The sequence below is a fragment of the Rhodococcus sp. 06-1460-1B genome (assembly GCF_002258475.1).
In the GTDB taxonomy this organism is placed as follows: domain Bacteria; phylum Actinomycetota; class Actinomycetes; order Mycobacteriales; family Mycobacteriaceae; genus Rhodococcoides; species Rhodococcoides fascians.
Map to the genome: position 1 here is coordinate 56,439 of NZ_NOYS01000025.1, position 14,921 is coordinate 71,359.

The 14,921-nt window shown below is 64.3% G+C and carries 14 protein-coding genes; 7 read left to right on the plus strand and 7 right to left on the minus strand.

Annotated features, from left to right (window positions below):
* Positions 1 to 252 precede the first annotated feature (252 nt).
* Genes CH268_RS13470 through CH268_RS13490 form a run of 5 tightly spaced genes read left to right on the plus strand, consistent with a single transcriptional unit; the run spans position 253 to position 5,696 of the window.
* Positions 253 to 1,971: a nitrite/sulfite reductase gene (locus CH268_RS13470; protein WP_032374560.1), complete on the plus strand. Its 1,719-nt coding sequence runs from the start codon at positions 253 to 255 to the stop codon at positions 1,969 to 1,971.
* Positions 1,968 to 2,678 (plus strand): phosphoadenylyl-sulfate reductase, encoded by a 711-nt coding sequence (locus CH268_RS13475; RefSeq protein WP_094664757.1) that lies wholly within the window; start codon positions 1,968 to 1,970, stop codon positions 2,676 to 2,678. The genes CH268_RS13470 and CH268_RS13475 overlap by 4 nt, the downstream gene beginning before the upstream one ends.
* Positions 2,675 to 3,619, plus strand: coding sequence for a sulfate adenylyltransferase subunit CysD (cysD, locus tag CH268_RS13480; protein WP_027497507.1), 945 nt, complete (start codon positions 2,675 to 2,677; stop codon positions 3,617 to 3,619). Before CH268_RS13475 ends, cysD begins: the two co-directional genes overlap by 4 nt.
* Positions 3,619 to 4,959, plus strand: a complete 1,341-nt coding sequence (locus CH268_RS13485) for a sulfate adenylyltransferase subunit 1 (protein WP_052056313.1) — start codon at positions 3,619 to 3,621, stop codon at positions 4,957 to 4,959. Before cysD ends, CH268_RS13485 begins: the two co-directional genes overlap by 1 nt.
* Positions 4,956 to 5,696, plus strand: a complete 741-nt coding sequence (locus CH268_RS13490) for a sirohydrochlorin chelatase (protein ID WP_094664597.1) — start codon at positions 4,956 to 4,958, stop codon at positions 5,694 to 5,696. Before CH268_RS13485 ends, CH268_RS13490 begins: the two co-directional genes overlap by 4 nt.
* A gap of 23 nt (positions 5,697 to 5,719) precedes the next feature.
* Here CH268_RS13490 and CH268_RS13495 read toward each other — a convergent pair whose 3' ends face one another.
* The 6 genes from CH268_RS13495 to CH268_RS13515 all read right to left on the minus strand — a co-directional run bounded on the left by CH268_RS13495 (position 5,720) and on the right by CH268_RS13515 (position 10,140).
* Complete coding sequence (locus tag CH268_RS13495; RefSeq protein ID WP_032368179.1) at positions 5,720 to 6,760, minus strand: sulfate/molybdate ABC transporter ATP-binding protein; 1,041 nt, start codon at positions 6,758 to 6,760, stop codon at positions 5,720 to 5,722.
* Positions 6,760 to 7,560 carry a sulfate ABC transporter permease subunit CysW gene (gene cysW / locus CH268_RS13500; RefSeq protein ID WP_027497511.1) on the minus strand — a complete coding sequence of 267 codons (801 nt, stop codon included), beginning with the start codon at positions 7,558 to 7,560 and terminating at the stop codon, positions 6,760 to 6,762. The genes CH268_RS13495 and cysW overlap by 1 nt, the downstream gene beginning before the upstream one ends.
* Positions 7,557 to 8,450 (minus strand): sulfate ABC transporter permease subunit CysT, encoded by an 894-nt coding sequence (gene cysT / locus CH268_RS13505; RefSeq protein WP_255182390.1) that lies wholly within the window; start codon positions 8,448 to 8,450, stop codon positions 7,557 to 7,559. The genes cysW and cysT overlap by 4 nt, the downstream gene beginning before the upstream one ends.
* Complete coding sequence (locus CH268_RS13510; protein ID WP_094664599.1) at positions 8,451 to 9,473, minus strand: sulfate ABC transporter substrate-binding protein; 1,023 nt, start codon at positions 9,471 to 9,473, stop codon at positions 8,451 to 8,453. It abuts the gene before it with no gap.
* Positions 9,474 to 9,670: 197 nt separating this feature from the next.
* Positions 9,671 to 9,760, minus strand: a complete 90-nt coding sequence (locus tag CH268_RS28445) for an Ms4533A family Cys-rich leader peptide (protein WP_335741815.1) — start codon at positions 9,758 to 9,760, stop codon at positions 9,671 to 9,673.
* 149 nt (positions 9,761 to 9,909) lie between these two features.
* Positions 9,910 to 10,140: a hypothetical protein gene (locus CH268_RS13515; RefSeq protein ID WP_027497514.1), complete on the minus strand. Its 231-nt coding sequence runs from the start codon at positions 10,138 to 10,140 to the stop codon at positions 9,910 to 9,912.
* Between the two features lie 94 nt (positions 10,141 to 10,234).
* Here CH268_RS13515 and CH268_RS13520 point away from each other — a divergent pair, with 94 nt between their 5' ends.
* Positions 10,235 to 12,280, plus strand: coding sequence for a glycoside hydrolase family 15 protein (locus CH268_RS13520; RefSeq protein ID WP_094664601.1), 2,046 nt, complete (start codon positions 10,235 to 10,237; stop codon positions 12,278 to 12,280).
* Between the two features lie 10 nt (positions 12,281 to 12,290).
* Here the strand turns inward: CH268_RS13520 and CH268_RS13525 are convergent, their stop codons facing one another.
* Positions 12,291 to 13,298: an NAD(P)H-dependent flavin oxidoreductase gene (locus CH268_RS13525; protein ID WP_094664603.1), complete on the minus strand. Its 1,008-nt coding sequence runs from the start codon at positions 13,296 to 13,298 to the stop codon at positions 12,291 to 12,293.
* A gap of 133 nt (positions 13,299 to 13,431) precedes the next feature.
* Between CH268_RS13525 and CH268_RS13530 the strand changes: the two genes are divergently transcribed.
* Positions 13,432 to 14,856 carry an HNH endonuclease signature motif containing protein gene (locus tag CH268_RS13530; protein WP_094664761.1) on the plus strand — a complete coding sequence of 475 codons (1,425 nt, stop codon included), beginning with the start codon at positions 13,432 to 13,434 and terminating at the stop codon, positions 14,854 to 14,856.
* Positions 14,857 to 14,921 lie beyond the last annotated feature (65 nt).

Sequence of the window (14,921 nt, forward strand, 5' to 3'; positions counted from 1 at the left end):
GGCCGCCGCGGTCGGCACCCGGTCGATGACGTGGCACAATGGCACCCGTGACCGACTCAGGAATTCGACTCGTGGCGCGCCGCCACGTCGATCTCGGCCGTGTCTGCAGCGCGTCGTGTCGACACACGACCGGCTGCTGACCCAGCCCTCCTTGGAGCACGTCCATTCGATCCACCGGTTCCGCACCATCTCGTGAGCGCTCTTCTGCGCAACGATCGGAGCCGGCCCGCACCGAAGATGCAGGAGCATTGCATGTCGTCGACCAGCGACGCGACCACCGACGCTGCCTCCGCCACACCGCGAGAGCGAGCGCCGCGGCCGACCAAGCGTCGCGCCGAAGGCCAGTGGGCTCTGGGCTATCGAGAGCCGCTCAACGCCAACGAGCAGTCCAAGAAGGACGACAACCCGCTCAACGTGCGCGCCCGCATCGAGAACATCTACTCGAAGCAGGGTTTCGACAGCATCGACAAGGGCGATCTGCGCGGCCGGTTCCGCTGGTGGGGTCTCTACACCCAGCGTGAACAGGGCTACGACGGCACCTTCACCGGTGACGACAACATCGACCTGCTCGAGGCGAAGTACTTCATGATGCGCATCCGGTGCGATGCCGGTGCATTGAATCTGGAGCAGCTGCGCACTCTGGCTCAGATCTCGAAGGAGTTCGGCCGCGACACCGCGGACCTCTCCGATCGCGAGAACGTCCAGTTCCACTGGATCGAGGTCGAGAACGTCCCCGAGATCTGGCGTCGGATCGAGGCAGTCGGCCTGAAGACGACCGAGGCGTGCGGAGACTGCCCCCGTGTGGTGCTCGGTTCCCCGCTGGCAGGTGAAGCGGTCGACGAGATTCTCGACCCGACGTCGGCCATCGACGAGATCGTCGAGCGGTACATCGGCAAGCCCGAGTACTCGAACCTGCCACGCAAGTTCAAGACCGCGATCTCGGGTCTGCAGGACGTAGTGCACGAGATCAACGACGTCGCCTTCATCGGTGTGAACCACCCCGAGCACGGACCAGGACTCGACCTGTGGGTCGGCGGCGGCCTGTCCACCAACCCGATGCTCGCGCAGCGCGTCGGAGTCTGGGTTCCGCTCGCGGACGTCCCCGACGTCTGGGAGGGCGTCGTCTCGATCTTCCGCGACTACGGCTACCGCCGGCTTCGCACCAAGGCGCGCCTGAAGTTCCTCATCAAGGACTGGGGCATCGAGAAGTTCCGCCAGGTCCTCGAGGACGAGTATCTGCATCGCAAGCTCATCGACGGCCCGGCTCCCGAGAAGCCCGCTCGGCCCCGTGATCATGTCGGGATCCAGAAGCTCAAGAACGGGCTCAACGCCGTCGGTGTCGCGCCCATCGCGGGTCGCGTGTCCGGCACCATCCTCGCGGCCGTCGCCGACGCCGCCGAAAAGGCCGGGTCGGATCGCGTCCGATTCACGCCGTATCAGAAGCTGATCGTGCTGGATGTTCCGGACGAGACGCTCGAGCAGCTGATCTCGGACCTCGATGCGCTGGGCCTACCGGCTCGCCCCTCGCATTGGCGCAAGAATCTGATGGCGTGCAGTGGCATCGAGTTCTGCAAGCTCTCGTTCGCCGAAACCCGCAAGCGCTCACAGGTTCTCGTCCCCGAGCTCGAAGAGCGCTTGTCCGATATCAACAGTCGACTCGACGTTCCGATCACCATCAACATCAACGGTTGCCCCAACTCGTGCGCGCGGTCGCAGATCGCCGACATCGGGTTCAAGGGACAGTTGGTCGACGACGGGGACGGGAATCAGATCGAGGGTTTCCAGGTTCACCTCGGAGGCAGCCTCGGCCTGGACAGTGCGTTCGGCCGAAAGTTGCGTCAGCACAAGGTCAACAGCTCCGAGCTGGGAGATTACATCGACAGAGTGGTGCGCAATTTCGACAAGCACCGCGAAGACGGCGAACGGTTCGCTCAATGGGCCGTGCGAGCAGACGAGGCGGATTTGCGATGAGTACCAGACTGAATTTGACGGTCGACCAACTGAAGGACATCGCCGAGCGCGGTGCCCGCGAACTCGACGGCGCAAGCCCGCTCGAGTTGTTGCAATGGACCGAGGACACCTTCGGTAGCGATTTCATCGTCGCCTCCAACATGCAGGACGGGGTTCTCGTTCACCTCGCTGCACAGGTTCATCCCGGAGTGGACGTGTTGTTCCTCGACACCGGTTACCACTTTGCCGAGACCATCGGAACGCGCGACGCCGTCGAGGCCGTCTACGGCGTCAACGTCGTCAACGCACGCGCCGAAAAGACGGTGGCAGAACAGGATTCGATCGAAGGCAAAGATCTCTTCGCCCGCGAACCGAACCGCTGCTGCGCGATGCGCAAGGTGGCTCCGCTGAAGAAGGAACTGGCGAACTACAGCGCGTGGGTCACCGGAATTCGACGAGTCGAAGCCCCGACTCGCGCCAACGCTCCTCTGATCTCCTTCGACGACGCCTTCGGCCTGGTGAAGATCAACCCGATCGCCCCGTGGTCCGATGAGCAGATGCAGGCCTACATCGACGAACATTCGATCCTGGTCAACCCTCTCGTCGACGAGGGATATCCGTCCATCGGGTGCGCACCGTGCACCGTCAAACCTGCCCCCGGAGCCGACCCGCGCAGCGGTCGTTGGGCCGGCAAGGCCAAGACCGAATGTGGGTTGCACGCCTCATGACACTCGACCTCACGACGGCGACCGTCGGACGCACCCATCTCGATGCAGATCGGTTCGACACCCTCGATGCACTCGAGTCCGAAGCCATCCACATCTTCCGAGAGGTGGCCGGCGAATTCGAGCGCCCCGTCATCCTGTTCTCGGGTGGCAAGGACTCCACCGTTCTGCTGCACCTGGCCATCAAGGCGTTCTGGCCCGCTCCCCTGCCGTTCGCACTGCTGCACGTCGACACCGGGCACAACCTGCAGGAGGTGCTGGATTTCCGCGACCACGTGGTTGCGAAGTACAACCTGCGCCTGCACGTGGCCAGCGTCGAGGAGTACCTCGCCGACGGACGTCTCACCGAGCGCCCCGACGGCATCCGCAACCCTCTGCAGACCGTTCCTCTCCTCGACGCGATCTCCGAGAACCGGTTCGACGCCGTGTTCGGCGGTGCCCGACGCGACGAGGAACGCGCCCGCGCCAAAGAGCGAATCTTCTCGCTGCGCAACGCATTCGGGCAGTGGGAGCCGAAGAAGCAGCGTCCGGAACTGTGGAACCTGTACAACGGCAAGCACTCCCCCGGCGAGCAGGTGCGCGTGTTCCCGCTCAGCAACTTCACCGAACTCGACATCTGGCGCTACATCGCTCGCGACGACGTGGAGTTGGCCAGCATCTACTACGCCCACCAGCGCCCGGTGTATCAGCGCGACGGCATGTGGATGACGCCGGGCGTCTGGGGCGGACCGGCCGAAGGTGAAGAGTTGCAGACACTGTCGGTGCGCTACCGCACTGTCGGCGACGGATCCACCACCGGTGCCGTCCTGTCCGAGGCTGCCGACAATCAAGCGATCCTCGCCGAGGTCGCGGCGTCCAGGCTGACCGAACGCGGAGCCACTCGCGGCGACGACCGCGTGTCCGAGGCTGCCATGGAAGATCGCAAACGAGAAGGATACTTCTGATGAGCAGCACGGGCATATCCAATGGTCATTCCGCAGGCTCCACTCGCGGAACTCAGCTTCTTCGCCTCGCCACCGCGGGCAGCGTCGACGACGGCAAGTCCACTCTTGTCGGACGCCTGTTGTACGACACCAAATCCGTTCTCGCAGACCAGATCGACGCCGTCACGCGCGCGTCCGTGGACAAGGGTCTGGCCACACCGGACCTGTCCCTCCTCGTCGACGGCCTGCGCGCGGAACGCGAACAGGGCATCACCATCGATGTCGCCTACCGCTACTTCGCGACACCGCACCGCTCGTTCGTGCTGGCCGATACCCCCGGGCACGTGCAGTACACCCGCAATACCGTCTCCGGTGCGTCGACGGCTCAGCTCGTCATCCTGCTCGTCGATGCCCGTAAAGGCGTGATCACCCAGACCCGCAGGCACGCCGCCGTTCTGGCTCTGCTCGGTGTTCCGCGCCTGGTGCTCGCCGTCAACAAGATCGACCTGGTCGAGGACCCCGCGACGGTATTCGCCGACATCTCGGCGGAATTCAACTCCCTGACCTCCTCGCTCGGATGGTCCAGCGAGGACGTCATCGAAATCCCCGTCTCGGCGTTGCACGGCGACAACGTGGCAGTGAAGTCCGACAAGACCCCGTACTACGACGGGCCCACCCTCATCGAGCACCTCGAGTCGGTCCCGGTGGACGCCGAACCTCACCGGGTCGGTCTGCGATTCCCCGTGCAGTACGTGATCCGGCCGCGCACAGCGGAATTCCCGGACTACCGCGGATATGCCGGCCAGGTCGCAGCGGGCTCCGTCGACGTCGGCGACGAGGTCGTCATCCTGCCCTCGGGTACCAGAACAACAGTGGAGCGCATCGACACCGCGGACGGCGAGCTGCGCACGGCGCATGCCGGACGTAGCGTCACCCTCGTCCTCGCCGACGATGTCGACGTCTCGCGCGGCGACACCATCGCCTCCCCGCAGGACGCACCGGAACCGATCGGCGACTTCGAGGCCACGGTGTGCTGGCTGGCCGAGAAGCCGCTTCGCCCGGGCGCTCGTCTGCTGCTCAAGCACGGCACTCGTACCACCCAGGCCATCGTCGGGGCGCTCGTCGAGCGATTCGACGAGCAGGACCTCACTGCGCACGAGGGGCCGGAATCGTTGGAACTCAACGAGATCGGACGCATCTCTGTTCGCGTTGCCGAGCCAATCGTGGCCGACGACTACGCCGTCAACAGGCACACCGGCAGCTTCTTGCTGATCGATCCGGCCGGTGGCAACACACTGGCAGCCGGTCTGGTGGGCAACGCACTGGCCGCCGTTGAGCTGGGGTCGGCAGTTCCGGCGTGACGGCTCTGCTCGCGGTAGCGCACGGCAGCCGCGATCCCCGCTCGAGCGAGACGATCCACCGCGCCGTCGACGTCCTGCGTCGACGGCGTCCGGATCTCGATGTGCGCGTCGCGTTTCTCGACCTGAGTGAGCCCAGCGTCGAGCAGGTACTCGACGATTTGGCCGATGCCGGGCATGCCCGCATCGTCGCGGTTCCACTGTTGTTGGGCAAAGCTTTTCACGCGAAAGTGGACCTGCCCGCGCTGTTGGCTGCAGCGCGGGTGCGGCATCCGCACGTATCGATCGGTCAGTCCGAGGTGCTGGGCGACGATCGACTTCTCGTCGACGCCGTTCGTGACCGTGTCCTCGACACCGGTGCGGCGCTCGGCGATTCGACCGTCGGAGTCGCCTTGGCTGCCGTCGGATCGAGCGATTCCTCGGCGAACGACCGCAGCCGTAGAGTGGCGAACGAACTGGTGTCCGGCACCGGCTGGGCGGGAGTTGTCACCTGTTTCGCCACGTCCGTCGATCCGTCTCCACTGGACGCGGTCGCGCAGTTGCACGCGCTGGGAGCCACCCGGATCGTGGTGGCTCCCTGGTTCCTGGCACCCGGGAGGCTCACCGATCGCATCTCACAGGTGCTGGTCGACGTCCCGAACGTGACGTACGCCGATGTTCTGGGCCCTCATCCGGCAGTGGCCGAGCTCGCCTCCCGGCGGTACGACGCAGCTCTCGCGCACGATCACTCGATCGCGTAGCACGAACAGCCCCGCTCGTCCGATCAGTGCACCGGAGCCGATTCCGTCGTATCCGTGATCGTCGGAACCCGAGTCGCACGGACGTACACGGTTTCGCCCTCGTGCAGCCCCAGCGCCTCGCTGTCGCCGCGCGTGATCTGCGCCGCGAACAGCTCGCCGGTGGCCGCGTTCTTGAGCTCGACCTTCACCTCGAAGCCGAGGCGTACGACCCGTTCGACGACGGCCCGCGTCACCCCGGCAGATTCTGCCGTGCCACTCGCCTGCGCCTGTGCCAACGACGGGTCCCGCCCGACACGAATGTCGTGCGGGCGCACCAGAAGTCCGTTCAGCCTGGCCACCTGACCGAGGAACGACATCACGAAGTTGTTTGCAGGGCGATCGTAGAGATCCTCCGGGGTGCCGACCTGTTCGATTCTGCCCTTGTTCAGCACCGCGATTCGGTCGGCGACGTCGAGCGCTTCTTCCTGGTCGTGGGTCACCAACACAGTGGTGACGTGCACCTCGTCGTGCAATCGGCGCAGCCACGTCCGTAGATCTGCGCGCACCTTGGCATCGAGGGCACCGAAGGGCTCGTCGAGGAGGAGAACCTGCGGGTCGACGGCGAGTGCACGTGCCAGCGCCATGCGTTGACGCTGTCCTCCGGAGAGCTGCGCCGGGTAGCGGCCTTGGAAACCCGCCAGACCGACGATCTCGAGCAGTTCGTCGACCTTCTTGGCAATTTCGGCCTTGGGCCGCTTGCGGATCTGTAAGCCGAACGCCACGTTGTCGCGCACCGTCAGGTGTTTGAACGCGGCGTAGTGCTGAAACACGAACCCGATCTCGCGACGCTGCGGGCTCACCCAGGTGACGTCCTGGCCGGCCAGCACCACTCGGCCCGTATCGAGCTGCTCGAGGCCTGCGATGGATCGAAGCAGCGTGGACTTGCCCGAGCCACTGGGTCCGAGCAGCGCCGTCAACGAGCCCTTCGGGATGTCGATGCTGACGTCGTCGAGGGCGGCGAAATCGCCGTAGCGCTTGTTTGCGCCGACCACGGAGATCTCGATCTCGGAAGATGTCTCGGTCATTACTTCGTCCTCTTCTTGTCGAGAACCGTCATCAGCAGCAGCACGATGACGGCGATCGCCATGAGCAACGTGGACGCCGCATATGCGCCCTGCTGATTGAAGTCCTCGTACCGTGAATTGACCAGCAGTGTGAGCGTCTGGGAAATGCCGGGCAGGTTGGTGGAGACCATGATGACGGCACCGAATTCTCCGAGCGAACGTGCGACGGTGAGCACCACGCCGTAGGTCAGTCCCCATCGGATGGCAGGCAACGTGATTCGCCAGAACGTCTGCCAGGTACTCGCACCCAGAGTCGAGGCAGCCTCTTCCTGCTCTTCACCGATCTCGTACAGGACCGGTTCCACTTCGCGAACGACGAACGGCAAAGTGACGAATATCGTCGCGATGACCATGCCGGGTAGCGCGAAGATGACCTTGAAACCGAGGCTTTCGATGCCACCGAACCATCCGTTGGCACCCCACAGCAGGATGAGCGCGACGCCGGTGATGATCGGCGACACCGCGAACGGCAGGTCCACGATCGCTTCGAGTATCCCCTTGCCGCGGAACCGTCCGCGTACCAATGCCAACGCTGTGACGATTCCGAACACGACGTTGATGGGAACGACGATCGCCACGATCAACAGGGAGAGTTGGAGAGCGGATTGCGCGGCGGGAGTGGTGATCTGCTCCCAGAACGCCACCACCCCGTCCTCGAACGTGCGAAACAGGATGGCACCGAGGGGGAACAGCACGAGCACAGCGAGATAGATCAGTGCGACGGCACGCAGGGACAGTTTGATCGGGAGACCGATTTTCACGAGATCTGCTCTTCCCGTCTGGCCAACCTGTTGCCGATGATGCGGAGCACGAACAGCACAGCGAAGGCGATTGCCAACAGCACCACGGAGATTGCGGCTGCGTCGATCGGCCGGTCGTACTCGATGAGTTCACGGATGTACTGCGAAGCGACCTGCGTGTCGTTGGGGATGTTGCCGCCGATCAACACCACCGACCCGAATTCGCCGATGGCACGGGCGAACGCGAGCCCACCGCCCGAGAGCACAGCCGGAAGCAGTACCGGCAACACGATGCGCCGAAAGATGGTCCAGTTGTTCGCACCCAGCGATGCGGCCGCCTCTTCGACGTCCTTGTCGAGTTCTATCAGCACCGGCTGCACCGCACGCACCACGAACGGGAGCGTGACGAACAGCAGCGCCACGATGACCGCAGGCTTGGTGGCGTTGAAGACGATGCCGATCGGACTCGACGGTCCGTACAGCGACAGCAACACCAAGCTCGCCACGATGGTCGGTAGTGCGAACGGCAGGTCGATCAGGGCATTGACGAAACGCTTGCCGGGAAACTCGTCGCGTACCAGAACCCACGCGATCACAGTGCCGAGAAAGAGGTTGATCACGGCGGCGGCCACGGACACCAGCAGAGTCACCTTGAACGTGGCGATGGCACGTGTCTCGGTGACCGCATCCCAGAAACCACCGAGGCCGCCGTCGAACGACTGAACCGTCAACGCCGCCAACGGCAGCAGCACGATGACACTGAGCCACAGAACAGCGACACCGAGGCCCAGCGGACCCACCGAACCGGGGCCCCGGAACTTGCGACCTTCCCGCCCAGCACGAAACCGAGGTGTCGCACTGAGCGGGGCGATCGAAACCGGGGCCGCGGGTTCACCGGTCGACGACGACATCTACCGAGTACTTTCCTGGTAGATCGTCGCAATTGCGCCGTTGTCTCCGAACAGGTCGGCGTCGACCTGAGTCCAGCCGCCGAGATCATCGATGGTGTACAGCTTTTCGGGCGTGAAGAACTTGTCCGAGTATTCGGAGGCGATCTCCGGATTGGTCGGCCGGAAACCCGCCTCGGCCCAGATCTTCTGGCCTTCGTCGGAGTAGACGAAATCGTTCAGAGCATTCGCACGCTCGAGGTTCGCACTGCTGTTGATCACTGCCACCGGGTTGTCGATGCGGAAGGTGACGGGAACATCCACGTGCTCCACCTTCTGTCCCTGCTCTTCGATGAGCAGTGCCTCGTTCTCGTAGCTCAGTAACGCGTCGCCCTGCCCCTGCAAGAACGCTTCGGTTGCGGCGCGGCCGGATTCGGGCTGCACAGGGAAGTGATCGGCGACGAGCGTACGAACGAAGTCGAGACCGGCCTGCTTGTCCTGGCCACCGTTGCTCTTGGCGGCGTACGGCGCGAGCAGGTTCCACTTCGCCGATCCGGAGCTGAGGGGGCTCGGGCTGATGACCTGAACGTCGGGCTTGATCAGGTCGTCCCACGTCTGGATGTTCTTCGGATTGCCCTCGCGGACGACGATGGTCACCACCGAGCCGAACGGCACCCCGCCGTACGCGTTCTGGTTCCAGTCCTCGTCGACTTTGCCCGCCTTGACAAGTCGAGTGATATCCGGCTCGACGGAGAAGTTGACGATGTCCGCAGGCGCGCCGTCGGCGACCTTGCGCGACTGGTTTCCCGATGCGCCGTAATCGGCGTTGATCGCCGTACCCTCTCCATCCTCGGTGGCTGCGAACGCCGGACCGATTGCGTCCCAGCCGTTCTTCGGGACTGCGTAGCCGACGAGTGTCAGTGCCGGGCCACTGGCAGTGTCCGGTGCGCCTCCGACCACGTCGCTCGAACCGCCGCCGCAGGCGGTGAGAAGAAGAGTTCCCACAGCTGCGAACGTGGTGAGCAGATAACGAGATCTGTGCCTCATTGCGAAAGGCCTTTCATGGTGGTGTGACGACGAGGAAAGAACACAAGACACGCAAGGAGTTTCGCGCTGAGCGCCGTAGCAGTCAGGACCCGGCCGACGAAGCAGCGAACTGGCGGCACGGACTCCGGCCCGTCGTGCGGACACACTGCGCTACGCGGCGACAGTGGATCGACGAAACCGATTCGCGAAGGAAAGAATCAACAACAGTCGATATCGGCGACTGCCAGCATGCCGACAGCAATCAACGCCAACTGGTGGCGGACGCAGTACTCGGCGGCAGAAGACACGGTCAGGAATCTAGCAGAGGTTCCGGACCGACTCTAATCAGAGGAGTCGTGCATGTGCACGACGGGCGCGTGTCAGCGCGTGATCAACCACGCGATGACGACCAACGCCAGCAGCGCGATCAGAGCCCATGTCACCCGAGACCGCGGCATTACAGTCCATCCTTCGTCGTAGACGTCGAGGCCGAGAGCTCGGCCTCGCGTGCTGCGCTGGCGTCACGGCCCAACACGCGCAGGATCACTGCCAGCACGCGATCGAACACCCGAGCCGAGACGAACGCAACAGGAACGAGCACTGCGAGGACGACCACCGACTGTGGAACGAACGGAAGGCCCGTCACCCACAGCTCGACGCCGTCCCACCACCGCGCGAACGATTCCATCCTCGCAGCTTAAACCAGGGCTCCCCCTGAGCCGCGCCACGCCGAGTACGGCCTCTCAGTGGACGGCTGCCACGGATCGGTCGATGATTACGCCATGACGGCATTCGATGAGGTTTCGCCCGTGCCCCCGGTCGCCGAGGAGCCGGCCATGGGCTCAGGACATCCAGGCCTGGGCGGAACGGAAGTCCAAGGTGCGTTGGGCAGCACCGATGCGCCGGTGTCCACGTTGGTCTCCTACCGCAGCGCGTTTCCGCCCATCGACGACTACGCATTTCTCTCGGACTGCGAGACGACGTGCCTCATCGCCCGAAACGGCTCCGTCGAATGGATGTGTGTACCGCGGCCGGACTCCCCCAGTATTTTCGGTGCCGTCCTCGATCGAAGCGCGGGCCACTTCCGCGTCGGGCCGTACGGACAGTCGGTACCCGCCGCTCGTCGATACCTGCCCGGCGGCCTCATCGTGGAGACGACCTGGCAGACCGAGACCGGGTGGCTCATCGTGCGTGACGCGTTGGTGATGGGCCCCTGGCACAACACCGATCAGCGTTCTCGAACTCACAAGCGCGCACCGAGCGACTGGGATGCCGAGCACATCTTGCTTCGGACCATCAAATGTGTCAGCGGCACAGTCGAATTGGAGATGAGCTGCGAGCCCGCCTTCGACTACCATCGGGCACCCGCGACATGGGAGTACACCGGCAAGGTGTACGAGGAGACCACCGCGACCTGCGAGGCGAGCGCCGACGGCGACCAGCCCACCCTGAAATTGACCACCAATCTTCGGATCGGCATCGAGGGCCCCGAAGCACGCGCGCGAACCCGAATGACGGAGGGCGACAACATCTTCGTCGCGCTGTCGTGGTCCGATCTTCCCGCACCGCAGACGTTCGAGGAAGCGGCCAGCAAGATGTGGCAGACCTCCGAATGCTGGCGGCAGTGGATCACGATCGGCCGGTTCCCCGATCATCCGTGGCGCGGCTACCTCCAGCGCAGCGCTCTGACCCTCAAAGGACTGACCTACGCACCCACGGGAGCACTGCTCGCCGCGTCGACCACGTCGCTACCCGAAACACCTGGTGGGGAACGCAATTGGGACTATCGCTACACCTGGGTCCGCGACTCGACATTCGCTCTGTGGGGTCTGTACACGCTCGGGCTCGACCGTGAGGCCAACGACTTCTTCGCCTTCATGTCCGATGTAGCCACCAGTGCAGACGGGGAGGTCAACCCGCTTCAGGTGATGTACGGCATCGGCGGTGAGAAGACCCTCGACGAGGCCGAGCTACCGCACTTGTCCGGGTACGACGGTGCCCGACCGGTACGTATCGGCAACGGTGCCTACGACCAAGAGCAGCACGACATCTGGGGCACCATGCTCGACTCGGTGTACTTACACGTCAAGTCGCGTGAACACGTCCCGGAGTTCCTGTGGCCTCTACTCAAACGGCAGGTCGAGGAAGCGATCGCGAACTGGCGCAAACCCGACCGTGGCATCTGGGAGGTCCGCGGTGAGCCCCAGCACTTCACGTCCTCGAAGCTGATGTGTTGGGTTGCGCTCGATCGCGGTGCGAAGCTCGCCGATATCCACGGCGAGAAGGACTACTCGACCAAGTGGAACGAAATCGCCGACGAGATCAAGGCCGACATCCTCGACAACGGCGTGGACTCGCGCGGCGTGCTGACGCAGCGGTACGGAGATCCCTCTCTGGACGCGTCGTTGCTACTCGCACCGCTCCTGCGATTTCTGCCGGCCGACGACGAACGCATTCGTGCAACAGTGCTCGCCATCGCCGACGAGTTGACCGAGGACGGCTTGGTTCTGCGCTATCGAACCGACACCACCGACGACGGTTTGTCCGGCGAGGAAGGCACGTTCACGATCTGCTCGTTCTGGCTCGTGTCCGCTCTGGTCGAGATCGACGAACTCCCGCGCGCCAAGCACCTGTGCGAACGCCTGCTTGCCTACGCGAGCCCGCTCAAGCTCTACGCCGAAGAGATCGACCATCGCACCGGCCGTCACCTCGGCAACTTTCCGCAAGCATTCACGCACTTGGCGTTGATCAACGCTGTGGTGCACGTCATCCGAGCAGAGGAAGCGCAGGCATCGGGACACTTCCAGCCCGCCCACGCCAACCCCTGAGCTGTCCGGTTCAGCGGCCGAGTTGCCTCGCCCATTCGGCGACCAGCTCGGCCGCCGGTTTCGCCTGAGCGCGGCGATAGCCGGTTCCGGCCCACATCGACAGTCCCGACGGGTCACCCGCAGCTGCGGCCTTCGCGCGCATCGGCGCGGTCAGATAGTGCAGATCGGGATACGCCAGCGGGGCGGCGTCGGAGTTCTCGCGCATGAACTCGTTCACCAAGCCCCGCGCAGGACGGCCCGAAAACGCCTTCGTCACGGCGGTACCCGACGCACTGGCCAGCTGCTCGCGGTGCACGGGCTTCGTTCCTGCCTCGGGAGTGTTCAGAAACGCGGTACCCAGCTGGGCTGCATGCGCGGCACCCGAATCCAGCAGCGGCGCAATGTCGTTGCCGTCCATGAGCCCGCCGGCCGCGATTCGGGGCAAATCCGAAATTTCACGTACGGCGACCAGTAACTCCGTCAACGGCTCTTCCGGGGCCGATCCGTCGAACGTGCCTCGGTGTCCGCCCGCCTCGGGACCCTGCACCACCAGCGCGTCCACACCGTTCGCGGTGGCGATGGACGCGTCGGAGGCGGTTGCCACCGTTGCCCACACTTCGGTTCCCACCGAGTGCAGCTGGGCAACCTCGTCGGCATCGAAGGTGGCGAAAGTACTCGACACCACCGGCACCGGATGGGCAAGCAGCCAGGCGAATTTCTCCGGGTAGTAATCATCGCGGCGTTTCAGCACGCCGGGTTCGGCGTCGAATCGCTCGAACCACGAGGCCAGATGCTGGGCGTAGGAGTCGACATCCGCGGCCGACGGCTCCTCGGGTAGGAAAAGATTGACCCCGAACACCAGACCTCGCATCGAATCTACTTGCGCGGCAAAGGCATCCGGCGTCAGCAACGCGCCGGCGATCATTCCGAGTCCGCCGGCCTCGGACACAGCCCGGGCGAGCTCGGGAGTACTCGGACCGCCCGCCATGGGCGCACCGACAACGGGAACACGCAATTTCTTCAGGATCGGCGTCGTCACAGATTCGAAATGTACTCTCCGAGCGATATCACGGACCACCGACACCTTCCAATTCCCGAATCCTTGTGCACAGCAATAGTTTTCGATGCCACCATCATTGCGCATCGAACACCCGTTCGATACACTTCTTCTCATGACCACGGAGATCTGGCAACTGAGCGAGAGCGAACTCCTCGCCGACGCTGCCGCGGTCTCTCATGACATCCAATTACTCGAAGCCCGGCGCATCGCCCTCGTCGCCGACATCGACACCCGCGTGAGCCGAGAGAAGCTCGGGTTCCCCGGACCCGCAGGCTGGCTGAGCTCCACCACCCTGCTCTCGCCGTCCAAAGCCACCAAGATCGTCGCCCTCGCCCGCGGCATGAAGAACTTCCCCGACATCGCCGACGCCGTCAACACCGGCGTGATGACCGTCGACCACGCCGCCCTGATCCTCACCTTCGCCGAAACACCCCCGAAGAACCTCCCTCAAGAGGGGCGCGATGCCGCACGTAAAGCTCTGATCGCCGCCGCCACCGGGCCCGGGGCACGCACCGACAGCATCCGCGCAGCCATCACCAAGTTGCAGGACACCTTCGGCGGTAAGAAGCCGCCCGCCGAGGACACCGACCGCAACGAACTCTTCGCCTCGATAACCCTCAACGGACGTCTCGTGGCGAAGATGGATTTCGACGCGATCACCGGAGAAAAGCTGCTCACCGCACTTTCCCCGTTGACCGAACCCCACCCCGCAGCCGACGGCACCCAAGACGACCGCAGCCCCGCCAAGAGACGAGCCGACGCCTTCGGACACATCCTCGACCGCTACCTCGCCACCTCGAATCGCCCCACCGAAGGCGGCGAAAAACCACACGTCAACCTGCACATCCGGCTACAGGACCTCCAAAGCCAGAACAACCAGAACAACAGCGACGTCACCGACGACGAAACCACCCGCGCCGCAGCAGAACCCGACAACACCGATCCAGCCGATCCAGCCGACCCGGTTGACATCGACACCGGAAACCCGATCCACCCCGACACGGACGAGTCCGATCGCCGGGACGAGTCCGATCCCCAGGGCGAACCAGATCGCCCGACCGCGAACCGGAGCGCGTATCGGGACCTGTTCGGTGACGGCACGTCGGTCGGCTGGCTGCCGTGGATGGGCCCGCTCTCCCGCAACACCTCTCGCCAACTGGCATGCGATTGCCTTCTCACCGCCATCGTCATGGACGAGAACGGCAACCCACTCAACCTCGCCCGCACCGCCCGTACCGTCACCGCCAAACAGAAACGAGCCTTGACGGCCCGCGATCACGGCTGCGCGTTCCCAGGCTGCGGCAAACCCGCCGCCTGGACCGAAGGTCACCACATCTGGCACTGGGCAGACGGTGGTCCCACCGATATGGACAACCTCGTCCTCCTCTGCGGATTCCACCACCGCCTCATCCATCACTCCGACTGGGAAGTGTTCATCGCCGCCGACAACCACCCCTGGTTCGTACCCCCGGCCACCGTCGACCCCAACCGACAACCGAGACAATCCCACGCCCGAGCCGGCCCCCACATCGCATAAGCCCGCGCAAACACGCACCAGCCCTACACAAACACACCAGCCCCGCACCGAGAACACGGTGCGGG

Coding starts and splice junctions, on each gene's coding strand:
- cysT (WP_255182390.1), bottom strand. CDS start 8,450: ATGTCGTCGTCGACCGGTGAACCCGCGGCCCCGGTTTCGATCGCCCCG.
- cysD (WP_027497507.1), top strand. CDS start 2,675: ATGACACTCGACCTCACGACGGCGACCGTCGGACGCACCCATCTCGAT.
- CH268_RS13510 (WP_094664599.1), bottom strand. CDS start 9,473: ATGAGGCACAGATCTCGTTATCTGCTCACCACGTTCGCAGCTGTGGGA.
- CH268_RS13515 (WP_027497514.1), bottom strand. CDS start 10,140: ATGGAATCGTTCGCGCGGTGGTGGGACGGCGTCGAGCTGTGGGTGACG.
- CH268_RS13530 (WP_094664761.1), top strand. CDS start 13,432: ATGACCACGGAGATCTGGCAACTGAGCGAGAGCGAACTCCTCGCCGAC.
- CH268_RS13495 (WP_032368179.1), bottom strand. CDS start 6,760: ATGACCGAGACATCTTCCGAGATCGAGATCTCCGTGGTCGGCGCAAAC.
- CH268_RS13470 (WP_032374560.1), top strand. CDS start 253: ATGTCGTCGACCAGCGACGCGACCACCGACGCTGCCTCCGCCACACCG.
- CH268_RS13485 (WP_052056313.1), top strand. CDS start 3,619: ATGAGCAGCACGGGCATATCCAATGGTCATTCCGCAGGCTCCACTCGC.
- CH268_RS13475 (WP_094664757.1), top strand. CDS start 1,968: ATGAGTACCAGACTGAATTTGACGGTCGACCAACTGAAGGACATCGCC.
- CH268_RS13520 (WP_094664601.1), top strand. CDS start 10,235: ATGACGGCATTCGATGAGGTTTCGCCCGTGCCCCCGGTCGCCGAGGAG.